This window comes from Sphingomonas montanisoli, from assembly GCF_008274695.1.
Taxonomy (GTDB): domain Bacteria; phylum Pseudomonadota; class Alphaproteobacteria; order Sphingomonadales; family Sphingomonadaceae; genus Rhizorhabdus; species Rhizorhabdus montanisoli.
Genome location: NZ_VTOU01000003.1, coordinates 66,393 through 85,209 on the forward strand (window position 1 = coordinate 66,393; position 18,817 = coordinate 85,209).

Genomic DNA, 18,817 nt, shown 5'->3' on the forward strand with positions numbered 1-18,817 from the left:
GTCAATCGCGTCGATTTTCGGGATCGATCTGACTAGCCATCAACGTATCCCGCGTGCCAGAGAAACTGGGCACGCCCGTCAGAACGCCTTGGAACCTGTCTAGTGGCTCACCCAATCGCAGCCCGTCGCTGCCGATCTGAAACTCCCGGATCGTCCTTTCGTGCCGCGCCGTCCGTGTTTTGATGACGGAGATGGCTTGGCGGACCTCGCCCAACGCCTCGAAGTAGCGCAACTGGACGACCGTATCGGAAAGGTAGCTCAGGTCCACGTCCGCCCGAATGTCGCCAGCGATGCCGTGGAGTCCGAGGATAAGAAGGCTGACGACACCCTTTTGCCCGAGATAACTCAGCATCTCGTGCATCTGGATAATGAGAAACTGCTCGTTAGGCATCGCCTGGAGGTAAGCGTTGAGACTGTCGATCGCGATCATGGTCGCCCCGCCGTCGACCGCTTCCTGAATGCGACCAGCGAACTCGCCCGGCGACATCTCGGCCGGATCGATGGCCCGCAGTTCGAGCAGGCCGCTGTCAATGTACGGCTGCAGGTCTAGACCGAGCGCAGCGCTCCGCGTGAGTAGCGTCGGCGCGCGCTCATCGAACAGAAAGTAGGATGCTTTCTCGCCGCGCTTAAGCGCCGCCTCAACGCACTGGATCGAAGCTGTCGTCTTGCCGACTCCTGCCGGTCCCGAAAACAGCGTGGCGGTCCCGCGCACAAGTCCCCCACCGAGCAGCGCATCCAGCTCAGGCGAGCCGGTCGAGACAGATTCACCGCTTTTCTGGGTTGTGTGGTCCGAAGCGACCAGCCGCGGGTACACACACAACCCACCCCGCTCGATCTCAAAATCGTGATAGCCGCCCCTGAATTGGCGCTGGCGCATCTTCACGACATGCAGGCGACGCCGCTGAGAGCCGAAACCCGCCAACGTCTGGTCAAGCGAGATCACGCCATGGGCGATACTATGCAGTTGGAGGTCATTCCCACTCGCGCCTTTGTCGTCGAGGACGAGCACCGTGCAGGCACGCGTAGAGAAGAAGTGCTTGAGCGCGAGGATTTGACGGCGATAGCGGATAGGGCTCTGCGCCAGCAATCGCAGTTCGGAAAGGCTGTCAAGGACGAGGCGGGCAGGACGGATCTTGTCCACCTTTGCCATGATGTCGCGGACCGTTTCTCCGAGCTCAACCTCGCTGGGGTGCAGCAGCGTCTGCTCCTGATCCTCGCCGAAACCGTCGGGCGGAACCATCTCGAAGACGTCAACCCCCTCCAGTGACCAGCCATGCGCTTCGCCGACGGCGCGTAGTTCGACTTCGGTTTCCGCCAACGTGATGTAGAGGACGGTCTCTCCCACAGCGGCGCCGGCGAGCAGGAAGCGCATTGCCAGCGTCGTCTTGCCAGTGCCTGGGGTGCCTTCGACTAGGTACATGCGCTCGGGCGTGAGGCCGCCGTTAAGAATATGGTCCAGGCCGCTCGTTCCGGTCGAAGCCAATCCGGTCTCTTTATCGTTAGGCGCCACTCTCGCTCCTCCGTTGCAGCCGCCCACGCGCAGGCTCGACTGCCGAAGGTTGGGTCAAACCAATATGATAGCGTCATCGGCGAGCGGAAGCGATCACAACGTTTGTTCGCGACAAAGCCTGGACCTGCCCTCCGACACCGTCCGGCCACGGCACCAATCCCCGCTCTTTGAGGCGCTAGTCCTTCCCGGACCCGCGCCCTTGTTCGATCAACCCATAAAGGGTCCGCTATGCTCCGCATGCGGCCGCTGTTCGGCCTGCGCCCTCACGGACGCGGTGATCGCAGTCGCGCGTCCGGATGCGTCGGCGCCTGTCGAGCGGGGAGTGGCTCCGCTCAGAACGACAGGAGTCGGCCATGAGCCTCGAAGCCGCACAGCGTTACGCCTGGAACCTTGCTTGCACCCTCAAGGTCATCATCATCCTGATCGAGACCGATGAAGGCTATAACGCGATCCCCAGCGACGACTATGATGGCGACGTCGAGCGCGTGGTTCGAGAATATGATGTTCACGCAAGCTGATCTGACCAATCAGTCCGATCGGACGACCCCGCCGGCGGTTTCTCTGGCGGGCCAATTCTGCTATTATACTGACGCGCTGTGGTGGCAGGTGGAAGCGCTTCCAACCAGTTGCCACGAGGATACGACGCCATGCCGATCATGCTTCCCTTGACCCTTCTTGGGGCCGGTTACCTGATCTACCAAATCTTCGCTGGAGCCACGCTGGCTTTGCCGATCGCTCTCGCCATAGCGGCCGGCTTCGGCGCCGCCCATTTCGGCTCCTCGCCTTTGCTAGCCGCCGTCATCGGCTTGATCGCGTTCGTGGGTGTCATCGGCACGAGTAGGTTCGCAGCGCTGAAGCTTGGCGGCCCTTACACGCGGGGGGCTCTCGCCGCGCTCTTTGCCATTCCGGCGGCGCTCGCCGGATATTCCGTTGCGCATGCGCTGGGCTGGTTTGCGGGCGGAACAGGCATCATCGCTGGCCTGATCGGCGCCGCACTGTGCGCTGCAATCGCAGCCCATCGGTTGATTCGTCCCGCAATCTGATCTTCACATCCGCAAGGCTCCAGTTCGCCCCGCCCGGTCGCTCCGGGCGGGGCTTTTCATCTCGGAACATCACCAACTGCCGGAAGGCGTGGTGAGTGGCTGTGTCTCCTTTCTAGTCGTCGTTGTTGCGCGTTGGAGGCGGATGCTCGGGACCCGCCTCATCCCATTATCAGCGGGTTCTTCGTGGCCTCTTGTTTGACGCCTGATCCGCTGTGGCCTTTCCTGCGATGGCGAGAATTCATTTGTCGGCGCGGTGTCGACGATATGGGCGTCACCCCTGTCTGCACCCGATTATATCCGGAGCCACGATCGCCATGTCGGGCTTCTGGAACGGTGCCGAGAAGGACGCCACGTCTCCTGTCGGCGGATCCAGGCCAGTGCCCAAACGGCCTCTCTGAAATGGCTTGATGACCGGGACCGGCTTCGCCTCTGCCGCTCATGGCCACAACGGCTCTGGGTCACTTTTTTCCCCTACCGGCTGCGCCGGCATTCCTCGCGGGTCAAAAAAGCGCCCCGGCGCCGTCTTCCGCTGACGCTTCAGGTCTGACGACTGCGTCCGCGGCAGTCCCGGTCATGTCCCAAGCCATCGAGACCGTGATGGGCACGGACCTCGTGGATCAAGACTGGAGATATGAAATGGCTACCATCGGCACCTTCAAGAAGACCGCGAACAACGAGTTCGTCGGCGACATCGTCACCCTCAGCGTTCAGGCCAAGGGCGTCCGCATCGTTCCCGACAGCAACCGCGCCAATGACAATGCGCCCTCCCACCGGGTGATGGTGGGTCGGGCCGAAATCGGCGCCGCCTGGACCAAGCAGTCCAACGAAGGCCGCGATTATCTGGGCCTCAAGCTCGACGATCCAAGCTTCAACGCTCCGATCTACGCCAACCTCTTTGACGACGAGGACGGCGAGACGTTCAATCTCATCTGGTCGCGCCCGTCCCGCCGCAACGGCGACTGAGCCGACCGCAAACCCCGCCCGGATCGACCGGGCGGGGCTTTCTTTTGGTCCATTTTGAATATACTTATTAACCACTTGCGATAAGTTGCGACTTATTCGCAAATAAGCTGTGGCGTCGTTGCGCAGCGCAGCAATCTGAACATAGGTTATCCCCACAGGGGGCATCGAGGAGTTTCACGATGCCAGGATATAACCGCTTACGCTTACCCGCCCAGTATCGGGCAATGGTCACCTTGAACGCGCGGGGCTTCGCGTGGGAATGGCTGCGTCGTAATCCCGAGTTCCGCGACAACTGGGATGCGGCCAATGATTCCGCGCGACGTGCCAGCCGGAACTCGGAAGCCGCCGTCGGCCGCTCCGCTCGACGGATCGTCCAAATCTCGAAGCATCCTTTGGCACGGAGGTGGTCCCATTGGGGCCTCACCTTTCGCACCCGATTTAAATACGTCGGCGGTCGACGAACCGCCGATCGCTTGGCGTCCGGAAGTTGATGCGTCCGTACTGACGATCGTTCGACCGGTGCCTTGGGCAAGGGCGATCGGCGATCTCCGCTTCGTCTTCGAACGCTGGGGTGACCGGGTGATCCGCATCGCCTCTCCGGGCGGAACGCATCTGCTGATCCGGCGCCGCGGCGCGGCCGAACTGCAGCTCTGGCTTCCGTCCGGACTCGCGCCGACGACCGGGGGAAGCTTCGGGATCTACCTCCATCCCGATGCCAGCCACCCGAGCCGCGTTCACGCAGCCGCGACGTTTCGTCGCTCGATCGGGCATGGCACCCCCATCCGCGCTGCGCCTTACGCGCAGGCGCATCGGCACGCGGCAATGCTCTATGTCCATGATCTTGCACAGGACGGTGCCAGCCTCCGCGACATCGCCGGCATGGTTTTCGATCAACCACCCGAGGACTGGCGATCGAGTTCGATACGTTCCGATCTGCGGCGTCTCGTCGATGCCGCAGCCCAGATGATTGCTGGGGGCTATCGTCTGCTTCTGGGGACACGTCCGCCATCCTAGCAGCGACTGCCGGTTCGATGTGGTCGCAATCCATGCCCCCTCGTTCCGGCCACCACGAGCCTTCTTTCCTCGCCGATCATGACCGGGTTCGCGAGGCGCTTGGCACGCGCCTCGCTTCCTTTGCTCAAGGAGCCCGGTCATGCCCGATATCATCAAGGACACACGTTATCTGCGCACCAAGGAGGCTGCTCATTATGTCGGCCTCTCGGCGCGCACGCTCGAAAAGCACCGCACCTATGGCACTGGCCCCGCCTACCGGAAAATCGGCGGCCGTGTCGTCTATACGCTCGAAGATCTACGTGCCTGGGCAGATCGCGGCGCATGCGCATCGACGTCGGATCCGAACAACGGTTCGGTCCCGCCGGCCGTGCGCCGACCCGACCAGGCGCCGGAGCACAACTAATGGCCGTCGCTCCGCATCGTCAGCCGAAGTCGAACGTCAAAGGCGGCCGATCGCGTCGTCGCTTCGCTCGGCTTGCCCTGTTCGCTGTCAGCACCGCGGCGCTGGCGGGCCTAACCGTTCCGGCGATCCACCATCCCCGTCTGCGCTTCGTCTGGAACGCGTCGGCGAGCGTGCCGCTCGGGCTGTATCGCCTTGCCCCGGCCACGGCGTTGGGCGTCGGCGACATGGTCGCGGTGCGACCGTCGCCCGCGCTCGCGCGCTTCATGGCCGAGCGCCGCTATGTCGAAGCGAATGTGCCCCTTCTGAAGCCAATCGCGGCAACAAACGGCGCGACCATTTGCCGCAACGGGCTACGCGTGGCGATCGACGGGCGGACAGCCGCCGCCGCGCTGGCGCGCGATCGTTTTGGCCGTCGTCTGCCCGCATGGTCGGGATGTTACCGGCTGCGACCGGACCAGCTGTTCCTGATCGCGCCGTCGCACCCGGACTCGTTTGACAGCCGCTACTTTGGGCCGGTCTCGCAGACCCAGGTGCTCGGAAGCGCAACGCCGCTGTGGATCTGGTCATGAGCGCGGGAACGAAGATCGCGAGCGGCATGGCGGCGCTGCTCGCCGCGAGTTGGTCGCTCGGCGCACAGGCCGCTTCGCCCGCAGTCGCGAACGCGTGTGCGAACTATGCGTCGGAAGCCGCCAATCGATCAGGCTTGCCGATCGACATCGTGCTGCGAGTGATGATGGCAGAGTCGGGCGGCAATCCCCGCATTGTCTCATCAAAAGGTGCGATGGGCTGCATGCAAATCATGCCGGCGACGTGGAGCTATCTCAGCGGGCGCTACCGTCTGGGGGCCAATCCGTTCGACGCGCGGATGAACATGATCGGCGGCGCCATGTATCTCGCGGAGCTGAGCTCGCGCTATGGCTGGCCCGGCGCGCTTTCGGCGTACAACGCCGGTCCCGGACGCTACCAGCGCTATGTTCGGAACCGCGTGCCGCTGCCGGCCGAAACGAGCGCCTACACCGCGCGCCTCGGGGGTAAAGTCGATCCTCGGCCTACGGTGGTGCTTGCGCCTCGCTGGCAAGAAGCATCGCTGTTCCTGGCGCGAAGGCCTCTGGAAGAAGTGCCCGAGCAGCCCGCCCAAATTGCCTTCTCCGCTGCTGCCAAAGGGGGACTGACCAATCCACTCTTCCCTCTGTCTCCAGGCCCGGAGCAGGACGAAAAGACCGGCGTTGCCCGATGATGTGGGACGCTCGACCCAATTGGGAATCGCGTGTCCCCGCGCTGCCATTGGACTATACTCCCCAATCCTCCGCCACTGGTGCATCCGAAGGAGCCAGATCATGTTGCACATGGAGAAGGCGATAGAAGCAGCAGCCCGGGCGCTCTGTCGGGCGGAGGGCAACCCCGAGAACATCAAGTTCGAAGGCAAACCCATGTGGCAGAGCTATGTACCCGCCGCGACTGCTGCAATTGATGCTGCGTTGCCGCATTTGCGAGACCGCTGATTTGCAAGCCCAAGCTACGATTGCGGTGACCCATGAACGCAGACCGTGCCGCAGTCAGCAGCTCGCACCGGAGGCGGCATCAGGCTTCGGTATCTGAGGTGGTATTTAGAGCTTTCAGCTTCGCGCTTCGAGATCTGGAAGCTTCTTCCGCTTCGGTCGCGAACGCGCGGGCGCCACGTCGCCGGTACAGCAGCTTTGCTTGTGCCGCGTCCTCGCCCTGGAGGCGAGCCGCCAGATCGAGAAACGCGCCATACAGCATGGCCCGGTCGTCGTCCGCGAGCGTGACGAGTCCGGCTTTTTGCACGAGGCCGCCGAGCTCGATCAGATGTTTGGTGCGTTCGCGCCTGGCCACAACCCATTCTCGCGTGTCGATCCTCGCCCTTGCCGCCTCAAGCCGGTTCCGTGCCTGCCTCAGCCGTCTTGCCGCTTGCATTGTTGCCATTAGCGCGGCGCGAGGATCGCCGGCTTGTCTCCCGAAAGAATTGCGCTCCTCGCGCGCTCCACTTCGTCATGATCGCCTTGTCCGTTTCTGCGACGACCGCAAGCAAGGCGCCGGCAAGGAGATCGGGGTCGAGCGCATCGGCGCCGGTCGCCTCGATCAGTTCGCCGAATTGCTGGATCTTGCGCTGCTTGAGCATCTTGGCCCTGTCGTTGAGCGCCTTAAGCTCGGCGTCGAAATCCCGCACCTTCCGCATCGTCGCATCTCCTGTCTGCTGGTCGATGCGCTCTAGCTGGGCGGTCTGAGGCCCGGTTCAACGCTGCAAATCTCTCCGGAGCGCTCTAGCGTAGGAGAGCGCGCTTATACGTCGTACCGACGTCGCGAGTTCAGGCGTAGATGGGTTGCCGCGATGGCGATCTATCACTTTTCGGCCAAGGTCATGGGGCGCGGCACCGGCCGCAGCGCGGTGGCGTCGGCGGCCTATCGCTCCGCCTCGCGCCTGCATGACGGGCGGCTCGGCCGGCATCACGACTTCACCAACAAGGCGGGCGTCGTCCATTCCGAAGTGATGCTGCCGGAGGACGCGCCTGAGCGGCTGCGTGATCGGGAGGCGCTGTGGAACGAGGTCGAGGCGACCGAAAAGCGCAAGGACGCGCAGTTCGCCCGCGAGGTGGAGTTCGCGATCCCGCGCGAGATGACGCGGGACCAGGGCGTCGCGCTCGCCCGGGAATTCGTGGCCCGCGAATTCGTCGAGCGGGGCATGGTCGCCGATCTCAATGTGCATTGGGACATCGGCGTCGATGGCGAGGCCAAGCCGCACGCACATGTCATGCTCACAATGCGCGAGGTTGGACCCGAGGGGTTCGGCCCGAAGGTGCGCGAATGGAACGCGACCGCGTTGCTCCAGCAATGGCGCGAGAATTGGGCGACGCACGTCAACGTACGACTGGCACAGCTCGGCATAGAGGCGCGGATCGATCACCGCAGCTATGACGCGCAGGGCATTGAGCTGGAGCCGCAGCACAAGATCGGCGCGGCCGGCGCACGCCGCGAGGCGAAAGGCGAAGATGCCGAGCGCGCGGCGGACCACCGCACTATCGCCCGCGACAACGGTGCTGCGATCATCGCCGATCCGCGCATCGGCCTGGAGACCCTGACCCGCCAACAGGCAACGTTCACCGTGCGCGACCTGGCAATGTTTGCGCATCGCCATTCGGAGGGAAAGGAGCAGTTCGACCGCGTGCTCGCCGCCATGCGCAACCATGAAACTCTCCTCGCGCTCGGCCGAGACGGGAACGGCGCCGAACGCTTCACGACGACCAGCATGATGAGCGCGGAGGAAGCGCTGGTGCGCGACGCCGAGCGCCTTGCCTCTGCGCGCATTCATGCGGTCTCCCAGGGCGATGTCGGGCGAGCTGTCCAAAGCAGCGAGGCACGCGGCATGCGGCTCGGATCCGAGCAGCGCACCGCGCTTGACCATGTGCTGCGAATGCCGGGCTTGGCTCTGGTCGTCGGCTATGCCGGCGCCGGCAAATCCGCGATGCTCGGCGTCGCGCGCGAGGCATGGGAGGCCGCCGGCTACACTGTTCGCGGCGCCGCGCTGTCGGGCATCGCGGCGGAGAATCTCGAAGGCGGGTCGGGCATTGCGTCTCGGACGATTGCCAGCCTCGAACATGGCTGGGCGCGCGATCGCGACCGCCTCACTTCGCGCGACGTGCTTGTGGTCGATGAGGCCGGCATGATCGGCACGCGCCAACTCCAGCGCGTGCTTGCCGAAGCGGCGGGTGCCGGCGCCAAGGTAGTGATGGTCGGCGACGTCCAGCAGCTTCAAGCGATCGAGGCCGGCGCTGCGTTCCGGCTGCTCGCCGAGCGCCATGGCGCCGCCGAGATCGGCGAGGTGCGTCGGCAGACCGCCGAGTGGATGCGCGAGGCGACCCGCGCCTTTGCCACCGGCCGAACCGCTGAGGCGATCGCCGCTTATTCGACCGCGGGCATGGTTCATGCCGTCGACACGCGAGACGCGGCGCGCGCTGCCCTGATCGATCGCTGGGACACAGAGCGCCGTGCCGCACCCACCGCCAGTCGCATCATCCTCACGCACACCAACCAGGAGGTTCATATGCTCAATCGTGCCGCGCGCGAGCGGCTCCATGCTCAAGGCGAGCTCGGCGCAGATGTCGCGGTCGGCACCGAACGTGGTCTGCGCGACTTCGCCGACCACGACCGCATCCTGTTCCTCAAGAATGAGCGCGACCTCGGTGTAAAGAACGGCACGCTAGGTCAGGTCGAAAAGGCGGAGCCCGATCAGCTTGCGGTGCGGCTCGACGACGGGCGTCGCATCAGCGTTGATCTCAAGACCTATGCCCATGTCGATCATGGGTATGCCGCGACCGTCCATAAAACGCAGGGCATGACCGTTGATCGCACGCATGTGCTGGCGACGCCGGGGCTCGATGCGCACGCTTCCTATGTTGCGCTTAGCCGCCACCGTGAAGGCACGGCGGTTCACTATGGCCGCGACGATTTCGCGGACGAAGCCGCGCTCCGCCGCACGCTCTCGCGCGAGCGGCCGAAGGATATGGCGCTCGATTACGATCGGCCGGCGTCCTCGCCTCGGTCCCGATCGCAAGCCGTAACCAGCGCGCGCGCTGGCGACGACGGCGGTCTTACCACCCCTCGCGAGCAGCCGCGAGGATTGGCAGCGCTGGCGTCGCGCGTGTTCGGTCGCGCCGGTGAAGAGCGCATGGCAGTGCCCGATCCCGCCCGCGAAGCGAGTAGGGATCACGCCGTCGATCACGGCGGCGGGGCCGCCCGTGAACCGGTAAAGGATCAGCCCGCCGTGCGCGTCACGTCTGCGACGCAAGGCAAGGGTGCGGACACCAGTCGTGGTGCCGACCCGACGAATAGCGAACAAGCCAAGGCGCTGCGCGCCATGATGGCGGCGCGCGAGCGTGCCCCTCGCCAAACGGCGGAGTCCATGCGCGAGGCGCTGGCGGCGGCCAAGAAGGCGCCGGGCATCTCGCGCGATCACGATTATGGAGTCGAGCGATGACCAACACTGCCGGCGTGAGCGGCGGCCGGGCCGGCTCCGAGCCTGTTGTCCAGCAGATTGCGTTTCTGTCGGCAGTGGCCGCGATCGCAGCATGCTGGCCGCTCGTCCGTGACCTCGTTCCGGAAAACGGTCGCTTCGCGCTCGCCGATCTGGTGCGCGAACATTGGGCCCATCGGCACGCACTCGAACCGTGGCTGGAGCAGCGCTGGGCCTGGCTCGCTGTCCACGGCTACCATCTCTGGTTCGCGCTCGCCGCGCTTCCCGGCGTGATCGCGGCCGCGATCGTGCAGGGCGCGGATCGCCGCACCTTCTGGCCGCTCGTCCATGCGCCGATCGGTTGGCTGGGTGGAAGCGTGCTGGGCTATTGGCTCTACACCAGCTTCCGTGCCGACAGCTGGCCGCTGGCGGTCATAACACCGGCAGCCGTCAGCTTCCTCGCCGGTGCAATCGCTGCCCGGCTCGCCGCCAGTCCGCGTAAGGTCACGCACCTGCGTGGTACGCGGGTCGCCGTGTTCACCGGCGGACGAGGCGGGCGGCTCAAAGCTCGGCTCGTCGGCGGTGTGACGCTGGCGGGTTTGCCGCTAAGCCGTGAGGACGAGACAATGCATGTCGCCGCGATCGGCGCGACCGGATCGGGCAAGTCGACGGCGCTGCGCGCGCTGATGGCCGACGCGGTCCGTCGCGGTGACCGGCAGGTGGTGGCCGACCCCGACGGTGCAGCGATGAGCGCCTTCTTCGAGCCGGGCGATATAATCTTGAATCCATTCGATCGGCGCTGCGCGCGCTGGGATCTGCTAGGCGAAGTCGAGCGTCCAGGCGACTATTCCTTTCTCGCGCAATCAGTTCTGCCCCACCTCGGCATCGGTGAGCATGACCAGTGGATCAGCTATGCCCAGCAGCTGCTCGCGGCGGCGTTGGAGAATTTCGGTCGGCTCCGGCTCGGCACGACTAGGGACCTCATCACGATGCTCGCCTCGGGATCGGTCGCCGAGTTGAAGCTGCTCTGCCAGGGCACGGCAGCCGCCCGCTACTTCGAGCAAGGGGGCGAAAAGATGCTGGCTAGCATTCTGGGAACACTGGCGCCTGCCGTGGGGAACCTCCGGTTTATCGCGGAATTGAACGGGGAGCCGTTCTCTATCCGCAAATGGGTGCGATCCGGAGCGGGGTCGCTTTGGCTTCCCTACACCGCCAACCAGGTGGCGGCGTTGCGCGGGCTCATCTCCTGCTGGATGAACATCGCCATCCTCGAAACGCTGTCGCTCCCGCCCGATCGTGATCGCCGGATCTGGTTCCATATCGACGAGTTGGACGCACTTGGACGGATCGAAGGGCTGAAGGACGCGCAGGCTCGGCTAAGGAAATTTGGCGGTTGCGTTGCAATCGGCTTCCAGTCGTCGGCGCAGGTAAAAGCCATTTACGGCGAGGGCGCGCATACGATTATCGAGAATTGCGGAAACCTGCTGCTTCTCCGTGCTGGCCTCAGCGAGGGCGGCGGAACGGCCGAGCTAGCCTCGGCTCTGATCGGCAGCCGGGAACTCGAAAGGGATGAAACCAGTCGATCACACACGCGCGGCCGCTATACGTCCCGCTCGTCTTCCACGCAGAGCCGGCGAGTTGTCGAAGACGTGACTCTCGCAAGCGAGATCATGCAGCTGTCCAACCGGGCTGGATTTGTGAAAAAGGCCACAGTAGCAGACTGGCGGCGAGTTCAGTTTTCCTACGTGACCTATCCCGAGCGTGTAGCGGCGTTCGAGCCAAATTAGCACTCATGACGTCCACATTATCAGTCCCGAAAAGGCCGGGTATCTAAATAGCAAAACTCTAGCAGTGGATCCGCGTCGCCCGGCACTTCGGACTATGCCGTGCGACGTGGACCCCGCCAGTGATGGAGGTCGCCGCATCCGAAAGGACCAGTGTAAACGGTCGTACTGCTCCCTGCGCAGGGATCACTGATGCGCTAGCGCATAGTTGAGCGCTGCACGTATTGCGGTAGTTTGTGCCTGGGTGCAGATATGGGGTGTGGAGCGGGGACTGTCGGGATAAACCTCCGTCGTCGTCGTGTAGCGCGCGCCCGTGATCGACGCGCAAAGCTCCAGATCGGCCAGCGGGTATTCGATCACGCCGGGCGCCACGACCTGCGAGCCAATGATTTTGCCCTGCGCATCCGGTGGCGCGATATGTGTAACCCGCTGAACGGCTGAAATGATCGCATGTTGGAACGCCGGCTGCGGGTTTGCGCTGTCGTCGACAAGATAAAACCCATCAGGTATGGACCCTTGCACGAAGGGCTTGCCGTCACGCGCTGCCAAAGCACGGCGAAACTCGGCTTCATCGCTGTCGGTCGTCTCGTGCAGATCGATATGAACGAGAAATTCTGCGTTGAGCGACTGGACCAGCCGCACCAGTGCGACCGCTTCCTGAGCCGGCCCATCCGCACGGAAATTCCGGTTAGGATCGATGGCGTCAAAATTCCATCGGTTGATCCGTTCATAAGCCCAAGGGCTTACGCACGGCACCACAACCAAGTTGATCTTGCCCTCAAAGGCCTTTGCGTCGCGTTCGAGAAACTCGATCGCGCCCATCACACCACTGGTTTCATATCCATGCACCCCGCCGGTAACGAGAGCGTTCGGAAGATCGGGATCGAAACGACTGCGCAGCGCTAACAACACGAATACCTCGCCGGCATAGTCGATCCGACCATATTCGATTTTCTCGAAGCGAGCCGAAAGGCCCTCGATCCGAGGCACGACATCTTCGTCGTAACGGCGCTGCCTCCACTGACGAGCGCGCCAGGCGTCGACTTCAATGTCTCCCCAGGGCTGTCCGGCTGCACCGATCGGGTAGGAAGGAGCGTTCGTCATGATCATCCAACTGTCGAAAGAAGCTGCAAACGGGGTGTCTGATCTCGGCATATCGCCAAGTGGAACGATTCGACAGCGTCATGCCCCGCCATCGGCAGCTCGGCGCGTCAACAGCGTACGCGCCTGATTGACCAGTTCGGCAAGCATGGGGGCAGTTGTGGTTGGTGCGGCGCGAATGCGGTCTGCAAGCGCCCTAAACCGCTCTAGCGCCGCCTGATGGTGTGCAAACCATTCTTCTAGGTCGATCAACGTACCATCGCGTTGCGTTCTTAACAGAAAGTCGGAGCGTAGCTGCTGGCAATCCCGCGCGATCGCGCGGACCTGGAGTCGTTCCCAAGCATCGACAACATTGAGCCGCGATGCCGAGGACGATGCCCAAGCCAGGCTGAGGACCTCTCCGAGCCGGGTGTAGGCTTGCTCTACGTCGAGCACGTTACCGCCGCCGATTGCAGCTATGCTGGAAATCCGGCTCGCTTCGCTCAGCCGGTGCAGAATAGCGATCCGTTGGGAGACACTCGCATGTGCGCCCAGCGATGTGATGTGCCCGGCCAAATCGGTGGCTTCGTCGGAGGCCTGCTCGCCCTCAACCAAACTTAAATCCAGCTGATGGATTCCGGGCGCAAGGAATGCGGCGATCCCGTGGGGAAGCGCTGATTGCGGCGCGCTTCGGAGGATGTTGGCGACCTGCAGACGGCAGAGCCTGGCCATGATTTCGAGCAATTGGATACGAGCGGCTTCGTCGATCTGTTCCCGTTCGATCGCCGCGAAAGTCTCCGACAGTCCGAAAATCTGATCGCAGGCGAGATATGCACCTGCCACTCTGGCCAGGCTGACACCTTCCTCGTCGACCAACTCGAATAGGGCTTTGAAGCCGAGACGATTGACTACGATATTTGCGATCTTCGTGGCGAGGATTTCCCGTCGAAGTTGGTGCGTAGCGATGGCCTCGTGATGATGCTGCCTCATCGCCGGCGGAAAACTGTCTGAAACAAGTCCCATGAGCGCTGGGTCACTCGCTAACGGCGAAGCTTCGATCGCCGTCTGCAATGTCAGTTTCGCATGTGACATGATGACGGCGAGCTCGGGGCGCGTGAGCCCTTTGCCGTCTCGCGCGCGACGCGCGAAATGATCGTCGCTGCCGAGACCTTCGATGTCACGGTTGAGACCGTGGTTCGCCTCCAGATAGGCAATGACCCCGATCTGCGAAGCAGCCTGCGCAGGACCTCCGCGTTCGGCGATCGAGAGCGCAAGGGACTGGATGCGGTTATCTTCCAAGACCAAATCAGCGACATCGTCTGTCATTGCTGCGAGCAGGGCGTTACGATCTTCGGGCAGCATCTTTCCGGAAGCGACCTCCGCGTTCAGCGCGATCTTGATGTTCACCTCATTATCAGAGCAGTCGACTCCCGCCGAGTTGTCGACGAAGTCGGCATTCGATCGCCCTCCAAGTAGGCCGAACTCTATACGACCCGCCTGCGTGATCGACAGATTGGCCCCTTCGCCAATGACTTTGGCGCGCAATTGGTTTGCATCGACACGAAGGGAATCGTTGGCCACATCCCGGGCGTGCAGATGCGTTTCGTGACTGGATTTGACGTAGGTGCCGATGCCACCGAACCATAGCAGATCTACCGGCGCCTTGAGGATTGCCCGGATGATCGTCGCCGGATCGTGCTTGCCGGCATCGAGCCCGAACAACCCGCCAGCCTCTGCGGAGAGCGCAATCTCCTTTTGCGACCTGTCGTAAACTCCTCCCCCGGCTGAAATTCGCGTCGGATCATAATTCTGCCAGCTGCTCGACGGCAGGGAGAAAAGCCGCTGCCGCTCTTCCCAGCTCAGGGCCGGATCCGGTGAGGGATCGATGAAGATGTTACGATGGTCGAATGCCGCGACGAGGCGGATCGATCGGCTCAACAGCATGCCATTGCCAAAGACGTCACCGGACATGTCGCCGCACCCGACGACCGTTATGGGGTCGCACTGGACGTCGATCCCCAGTTCCGCGAAATGCCGCTGGACGGAAACCCATGCTCCGCGCGCGGTAATGCCCATCGCCTTATGGTCATATCCATTGGAGCCGCCGGACGCGAAAGCGTCCCCGAGCCAGTAGCCTTGCTCAATGGCTATGGCGTTGGCCACATCCGAAAAGGAAGCTGTGCCCTTGTCGGCTGCAACGACGAAATAGGGATCGTCCGGATCGTGGCGCACCGTCGCTGGCGGATGAACGATCGCCCCATCGATGACATTATCGGTGAGGGACAATAGCGCCCGGATGAAGACCTTGTAGCTTTCGGTACCTTCCGCAATCCAAGCCGCGCGGTCGCGAGAAGAGGGCAGGTTCTTGGGATAGAAGCCTCCCTTGGCACCCGTCGGTACGATCACCGCATTCTTTACGATTTGTGCCTTAAGCAGCCCAAGGATCTCGGTTCTGAAATCGTCACGGCGATCGGACCAGCGAAGCCCACCGCGAGCGATCGGGCCTGCCCGCAAATGGACACCTTCGACGCGCGGGCTGTACACCCATATCTCCCGCCACGGCCGAGGGGACGGGAGCCCAGGCACGTTAGCGCTATCCAGTTTAAACGCGAGCGCTTCGTCACCTGACGCGCTGAAGGCATTTGTCCGCAGGATCGCCTCGATCACCCCCCAAAGGCGCCGCAACATCCTGTCGTCATCGATCGCCTGCACATTGGTCAGGCCGTCGCGGATGTTAGAGCGTGCTTGATCGGCCCGAGCCTCGGAATGATGGATCGGATCGAGGCGCGCGTCGAACAGGGCGATCAGGCTCTTTGTTACGACGGGTGCGTTCGCCAAGGCGGCCGCGAAGGTGCTCAACCCATAAGGCACGCCTGTCTGTCGCAGATATCGAAACCACGCGCGGAACAGGACGACGGCGCGGGGCTCGACCCCAAGCCGCACGACCAAGTTATTGAAAGCGTCGTTCTCGGCGTGCCCGCTCAGAACAGCGGCAATCGCGCTCTCGATGGTCGGCCCGTCCTCCAGAATGCCATCTGTGACTATAGACGGGGCTTCGACGAGAAATTCGTGTATGTTGCCCTTTCCGTCCGCAAGTGCAGTCGGAATCTCCTTGAGGACGATGAAGCCGAAATTCTCAAGAACCGGGACCACATCCGAGAGCGGCAGAAATTCTCCCGTACAATATATCTGAAGGCGCAACCGGGCGGCTGCGTCTGGCTCAGGTGCGTTGAGACGAACCGCCCGATCAGCGTCAGACGCGAGTTCGGAAAGCATCATGATATCGCGAGCGGCATCGCGTGCGTCGCATCGGGTCCGGAATCCCGTCGGAAAGGCTTCGGCATATTCGCGCGCCAAGCTCGCGGCTCGATCGGGAGACATGAATTCTGCAAGCGCGGCGGCCACCGCAGGACGCCATCCTCGCAGCATCGCCTGGACGCGGTCATCGATCGCCGCCGCCGCAGGTACGCGGCCTGCTCCGACCAAGCTAATGATATAGCGCACAAGCGCCAAATCGCCGTCGCCAATGTCGACGGACCACGTCACGACCTTTCCGCGCGCCTCGTCTGCGATAAGCTGGCCAATCGCCGCCCGCCGGTTCGTCGTGAGATCGAAGCGGTTCAGCCAAACGAACGCGAAAAGATGGCCCCCGAGCGTCTCACGAACCAGGACGGTTTTGGACCGCGGCCGATCGACGAGCGACATTGCGGTGAGAGCAACCGATCGTAGCTCTTGGGGTTGAAACCCCGTGAGCAAATCATGCGGAAGCCGACGAATCGCATGGATCAGGGCTTTGCCCGCATGCGTGAAGGGGTCGAAGCCAAACTCGTCGGCCAGGATGCGAAGTTGCTGCCGCAGAAGAGGAACCTTGTCCGGGCGCGTGGCAAGAGCATCAGATGACCAGAGGCCCGCATGGACGCTCAGACCGCTTATGGAGTCCCCTCGCATGACGGGAACGACGATCAGGTCGAATGGGACGCGGCGATGAACCGGGGAAATCCGCTCGGCCTTGAGGAGAAGGGGAGCCGTATGACCGGCCTCGAACCACTCCAGAGCAGACCGACAGGACGCAGCAGATAGCCAGGGCTCTGCCCCCGAATTCAAGCCGAGCGACGCTTCGACCGCACCGGCCCGATCAATCCGAGCATAGGCGAGGAGCGTCATTCTGCTGTCGAGAAACCAGGCGAGCAATTCAGCGGCCTCGTCGCTCTTCAGCATGCGGGCGCTTGATCGAAGCGCTTCCTGCAGCAAAGGATAGGCCTCCACCGCTTCCCGCACCGCACCCAGGACGTGCTGGATCTCCTGCGTCAAAAGCGGCAAGGCAGCGGGATCGATCCAGTCGATCTCCATGTAGATAAGCGACTCCCGGTTCAGCTCGGCAATGTTGGCCGCAGCTACCTGCTTCAGCGTACCGGATCCATCTCGCTGCATCGCCATGATAGGGTGGAGAAGCCGATGAATGGCGATCCCGCGCTCGGCCATCAATGCGGCGACGGAATCGACGAGGAACGGCATATCGTCGTTGACGATCACCAGACGCATGGGCCCTTGGTGGCTCTTTGGATCGAGTGGTTCCAGGCCGATCGCAGGGTGCCCCTGCAGTCTCCTAAGAGCCATCGCACTAATGAAATCGACCGCTGCGCGGCGCAACTCGCTATCGAATTGCTCAAGTTCCCCAGGCAGGGCTCCATTCGTGAGCAGGCTATCGATCGCGCGGTGGAGTTCGGCTTCGGGTAGGCATCGCTCGGTAGAGGCGGTCATGCTTTTCTCTCGGTCAAAAATGGTTGTCAGCGCCGAACCAGGTCAGAGCTCAGGAAAGGGAGGGATCAGCATCGATGTGATGTCGTCGGACCCGGCGCACAGCGAAAGCGACGGCAGCGATGATCGGAATCGTAACCAGGCTGGTCAGCAACTCGGGTTCGACCCGTGCACGGACAGGTTCGAGGCCGGCGACCAGAAGATGGAACAGGCTGGCCACATAATAAGCAATCGCGGCGACCGATAAGCCCTCGACGGTTTGCTGCAGCCGCAGCTGGAGCCGTACCCGGTTTCCCATCGTCTCGAGGAGATCGCGATTTTGACTTTCGAGCGTGATCTCCACCCTGGTGCGCAGCAACTGAGCGGCGCGCGTCAGCTTTTGCGCGAGGGTGGCCTCCCTCTCCGACACCGTCGCACACGTCCGAATTGCTGGCTCGAAACGTCGCGAGAGAAAGGATGCCAGTCCGGGACCGCCCATATCTGGCCGCTCCGAAAGCGCGAGGAGGCGAAGTCGAACGAGCTCGGCATAGGCTTTGGTTGCACCGAACCGAAAGTGCGTGGACGCGCTGCTCCGCTCAAGATCTACCGTCATGGACGTCAGTCGATCCAGAAGCTCGCGATTGTCCTCCAGCGTCGACGCGGCGTCCATTTTCTCCATGAGCGAAGGGAGCTCATCCTCAATCCTGCCCATGATCACCGCAGCCCGTTCCGCAACGGGTAGCCCTAAAAGCGCGAAGCATCGGTAGGTTTCCGTCTCGAGAACGCGCTGCACTGTCGCGCCCGCGACATCGGACGGCATGTTTCGATTGATGATCGTGATATCGACGAAGCCCTCTGCATTTTCCGCAAAGTCGGTCGATATCAGAGCGCGCCCGTCCGCGATCGACGCTTGGACCATGGCCGCCGGTCGCAATCCTTCCGAGACGAGACGAAGGTCCACCGCCACCAACAGCCGCCCGGGTGGGATGAGGTGCTCAGGCCAATCCGCCTTATGCCCAAACGGCACTACGATTGTGTAGGTGACGAACTCGCCGTGACGCTCCCAAAGAAGGTTCTCCGTCGGTATCGACAGATGCCGCCTCTCGACTTTTGGCCCCACGGGGGTGCACCGTGCAGCCAGCTGTTCGACCCGCTGAGCATCCTCCTGCGCTTCGCGTGCGCTCGTTTGAAATGCGAAATGGAGAACCCGGCGCGGGGCGTCGACGGCCGTGAACGGACGAGCGTGCAGCTCAGCCAGAACACGTGATCGATCGGGGTGGCTTGGTAACATCAACATCGTCATGGCGGGGCCGG

17 protein-coding genes are annotated in these 18,817 nt (G+C 62.9%); 11 read left to right on the top strand and 6 right to left on the bottom strand.

All coding sequences use genetic code 11. From position 1 onward, the window contains the following. Position 1 precedes the first annotated feature (1 nt). Positions 2-1,510: an ATPase domain-containing protein gene (locus tag FYJ91_RS11545; RefSeq protein ID WP_219822589.1), complete on the bottom strand. Its 1,509-nt coding sequence runs from the start codon at positions 1,508-1,510 to the stop codon at positions 2-4. A 353-nt stretch (positions 1,511-1,863) separates the two neighbouring features. Between FYJ91_RS11545 and FYJ91_RS20635 the strand changes: the two genes are divergently transcribed. The 9 genes from FYJ91_RS20635 (at position 1,864) to FYJ91_RS20640 (ending at position 6,435) form a co-directional block, all read left to right on the top strand. Continuing rightward, on the top strand, positions 1,864-2,028 hold the full coding sequence (locus FYJ91_RS20635; protein WP_181008473.1) for a hypothetical protein: 165 nt from the start codon (positions 1,864-1,866) through the stop codon (positions 2,026-2,028). Positions 2,029-2,157: 129 nt separating this feature from the next. Continuing rightward, complete coding sequence (locus FYJ91_RS11550; RefSeq protein WP_149522462.1) at positions 2,158-2,553, top strand: hypothetical protein; 396 nt, start codon at positions 2,158-2,160, stop codon at positions 2,551-2,553. A 636-nt stretch (positions 2,554-3,189) separates the two neighbouring features. After that, complete coding sequence (locus FYJ91_RS11555; protein ID WP_149522463.1) at positions 3,190-3,516, top strand: DUF736 domain-containing protein; 327 nt, start codon at positions 3,190-3,192, stop codon at positions 3,514-3,516. Between the two features lie 224 nt (positions 3,517-3,740). Continuing rightward, complete coding sequence (locus FYJ91_RS21100; protein ID WP_425474019.1) at positions 3,741-4,007, top strand: transcriptional regulator domain-containing protein; 267 nt, start codon at positions 3,741-3,743, stop codon at positions 4,005-4,007. Between the two features lie 88 nt (positions 4,008-4,095). Continuing rightward, a complete protein-coding gene (locus FYJ91_RS21105; protein WP_425474020.1) occupies positions 4,096-4,530 on the top strand; it encodes a DUF2285 domain-containing protein in 435 nt (144 codons plus the stop codon). A 139-nt stretch (positions 4,531-4,669) separates the two neighbouring features. Continuing rightward, a complete protein-coding gene (locus tag FYJ91_RS11565; RefSeq protein WP_149522465.1) occupies positions 4,670-4,933 on the top strand; it encodes a helix-turn-helix transcriptional regulator in 264 nt (87 codons plus the stop codon). Then, positions 4,933-5,502, top strand: a complete 570-nt coding sequence (locus FYJ91_RS11570; RefSeq protein WP_149522466.1) for a S26 family signal peptidase — start codon at positions 4,933-4,935, stop codon at positions 5,500-5,502. The genes FYJ91_RS11565 and FYJ91_RS11570 overlap by 1 nt, the downstream gene beginning before the upstream one ends. Beyond that, positions 5,499-6,170, top strand: a complete 672-nt coding sequence (locus FYJ91_RS11575; protein WP_149522467.1) for a lytic transglycosylase domain-containing protein — start codon at positions 5,499-5,501, stop codon at positions 6,168-6,170. Before FYJ91_RS11570 ends, FYJ91_RS11575 begins: the two co-directional genes overlap by 4 nt. A gap of 100 nt (positions 6,171-6,270) precedes the next feature. Continuing rightward, a complete protein-coding gene (locus FYJ91_RS20640; protein ID WP_181008475.1) occupies positions 6,271-6,435 on the top strand; it encodes a hypothetical protein in 165 nt (54 codons plus the stop codon). Positions 6,436-6,514: 79 nt separating this feature from the next. Here the strand turns inward: FYJ91_RS20640 and FYJ91_RS11580 are convergent, their stop codons facing one another. Then, a complete protein-coding gene (locus FYJ91_RS11580; protein ID WP_219822590.1) occupies positions 6,515-6,787 on the bottom strand; it encodes a conjugal transfer protein TraD in 273 nt (90 codons plus the stop codon). Between the two features lie 37 nt (positions 6,788-6,824). Continuing rightward, positions 6,825-7,130, bottom strand: a complete 306-nt coding sequence (locus FYJ91_RS11585; protein WP_149522469.1) for a conjugal transfer protein TraD — start codon at positions 7,128-7,130, stop codon at positions 6,825-6,827. 153 nt (positions 7,131-7,283) lie between these two features. Here FYJ91_RS11585 and traA point away from each other — a divergent pair, with 153 nt between their 5' ends. After that, a complete protein-coding gene (traA, locus tag FYJ91_RS11590) occupies positions 7,284-9,926 on the top strand; it encodes a Ti-type conjugative transfer relaxase TraA (RefSeq protein ID WP_149522470.1) in 2,643 nt (880 codons plus the stop codon). Further along, positions 9,923-11,689 (top strand): type IV secretion system DNA-binding domain-containing protein, encoded by a 1,767-nt coding sequence (locus FYJ91_RS11595; RefSeq protein ID WP_149522471.1) that lies wholly within the window; start codon positions 9,923-9,925, stop codon positions 11,687-11,689. The genes traA and FYJ91_RS11595 overlap by 4 nt, the downstream gene beginning before the upstream one ends. A gap of 183 nt (positions 11,690-11,872) precedes the next feature. Here FYJ91_RS11595 and FYJ91_RS11600 read toward each other — a convergent pair whose 3' ends face one another. The 3 genes from FYJ91_RS11600 to FYJ91_RS11610 all read right to left on the bottom strand — a co-directional run bounded on the left by FYJ91_RS11600 (position 11,873) and on the right by FYJ91_RS11610 (position 18,806). Continuing rightward, the gene (locus FYJ91_RS11600; RefSeq protein ID WP_219822591.1) at positions 11,873-12,796 is read right to left on the bottom strand and encodes a M14 family metallopeptidase; all 924 of its coding nucleotides are present in this window, start codon (positions 12,794-12,796) and stop codon (positions 11,873-11,875) included. Positions 12,797-12,868: 72 nt separating this feature from the next. Further along, the gene (locus tag FYJ91_RS11605) at positions 12,869-17,527 is read right to left on the bottom strand and encodes an NAD-glutamate dehydrogenase domain-containing protein (RefSeq protein WP_149522472.1); all 4,659 of its coding nucleotides are present in this window, start codon (positions 17,525-17,527) and stop codon (positions 12,869-12,871) included. Positions 17,528-17,576: 49 nt separating this feature from the next. Next, on the bottom strand, positions 17,577-18,806 hold the full coding sequence (locus tag FYJ91_RS11610) for a DUF3422 family protein (protein ID WP_149522473.1): 1,230 nt from the start codon (positions 18,804-18,806) through the stop codon (positions 17,577-17,579). Positions 18,807-18,817 lie beyond the last annotated feature (11 nt).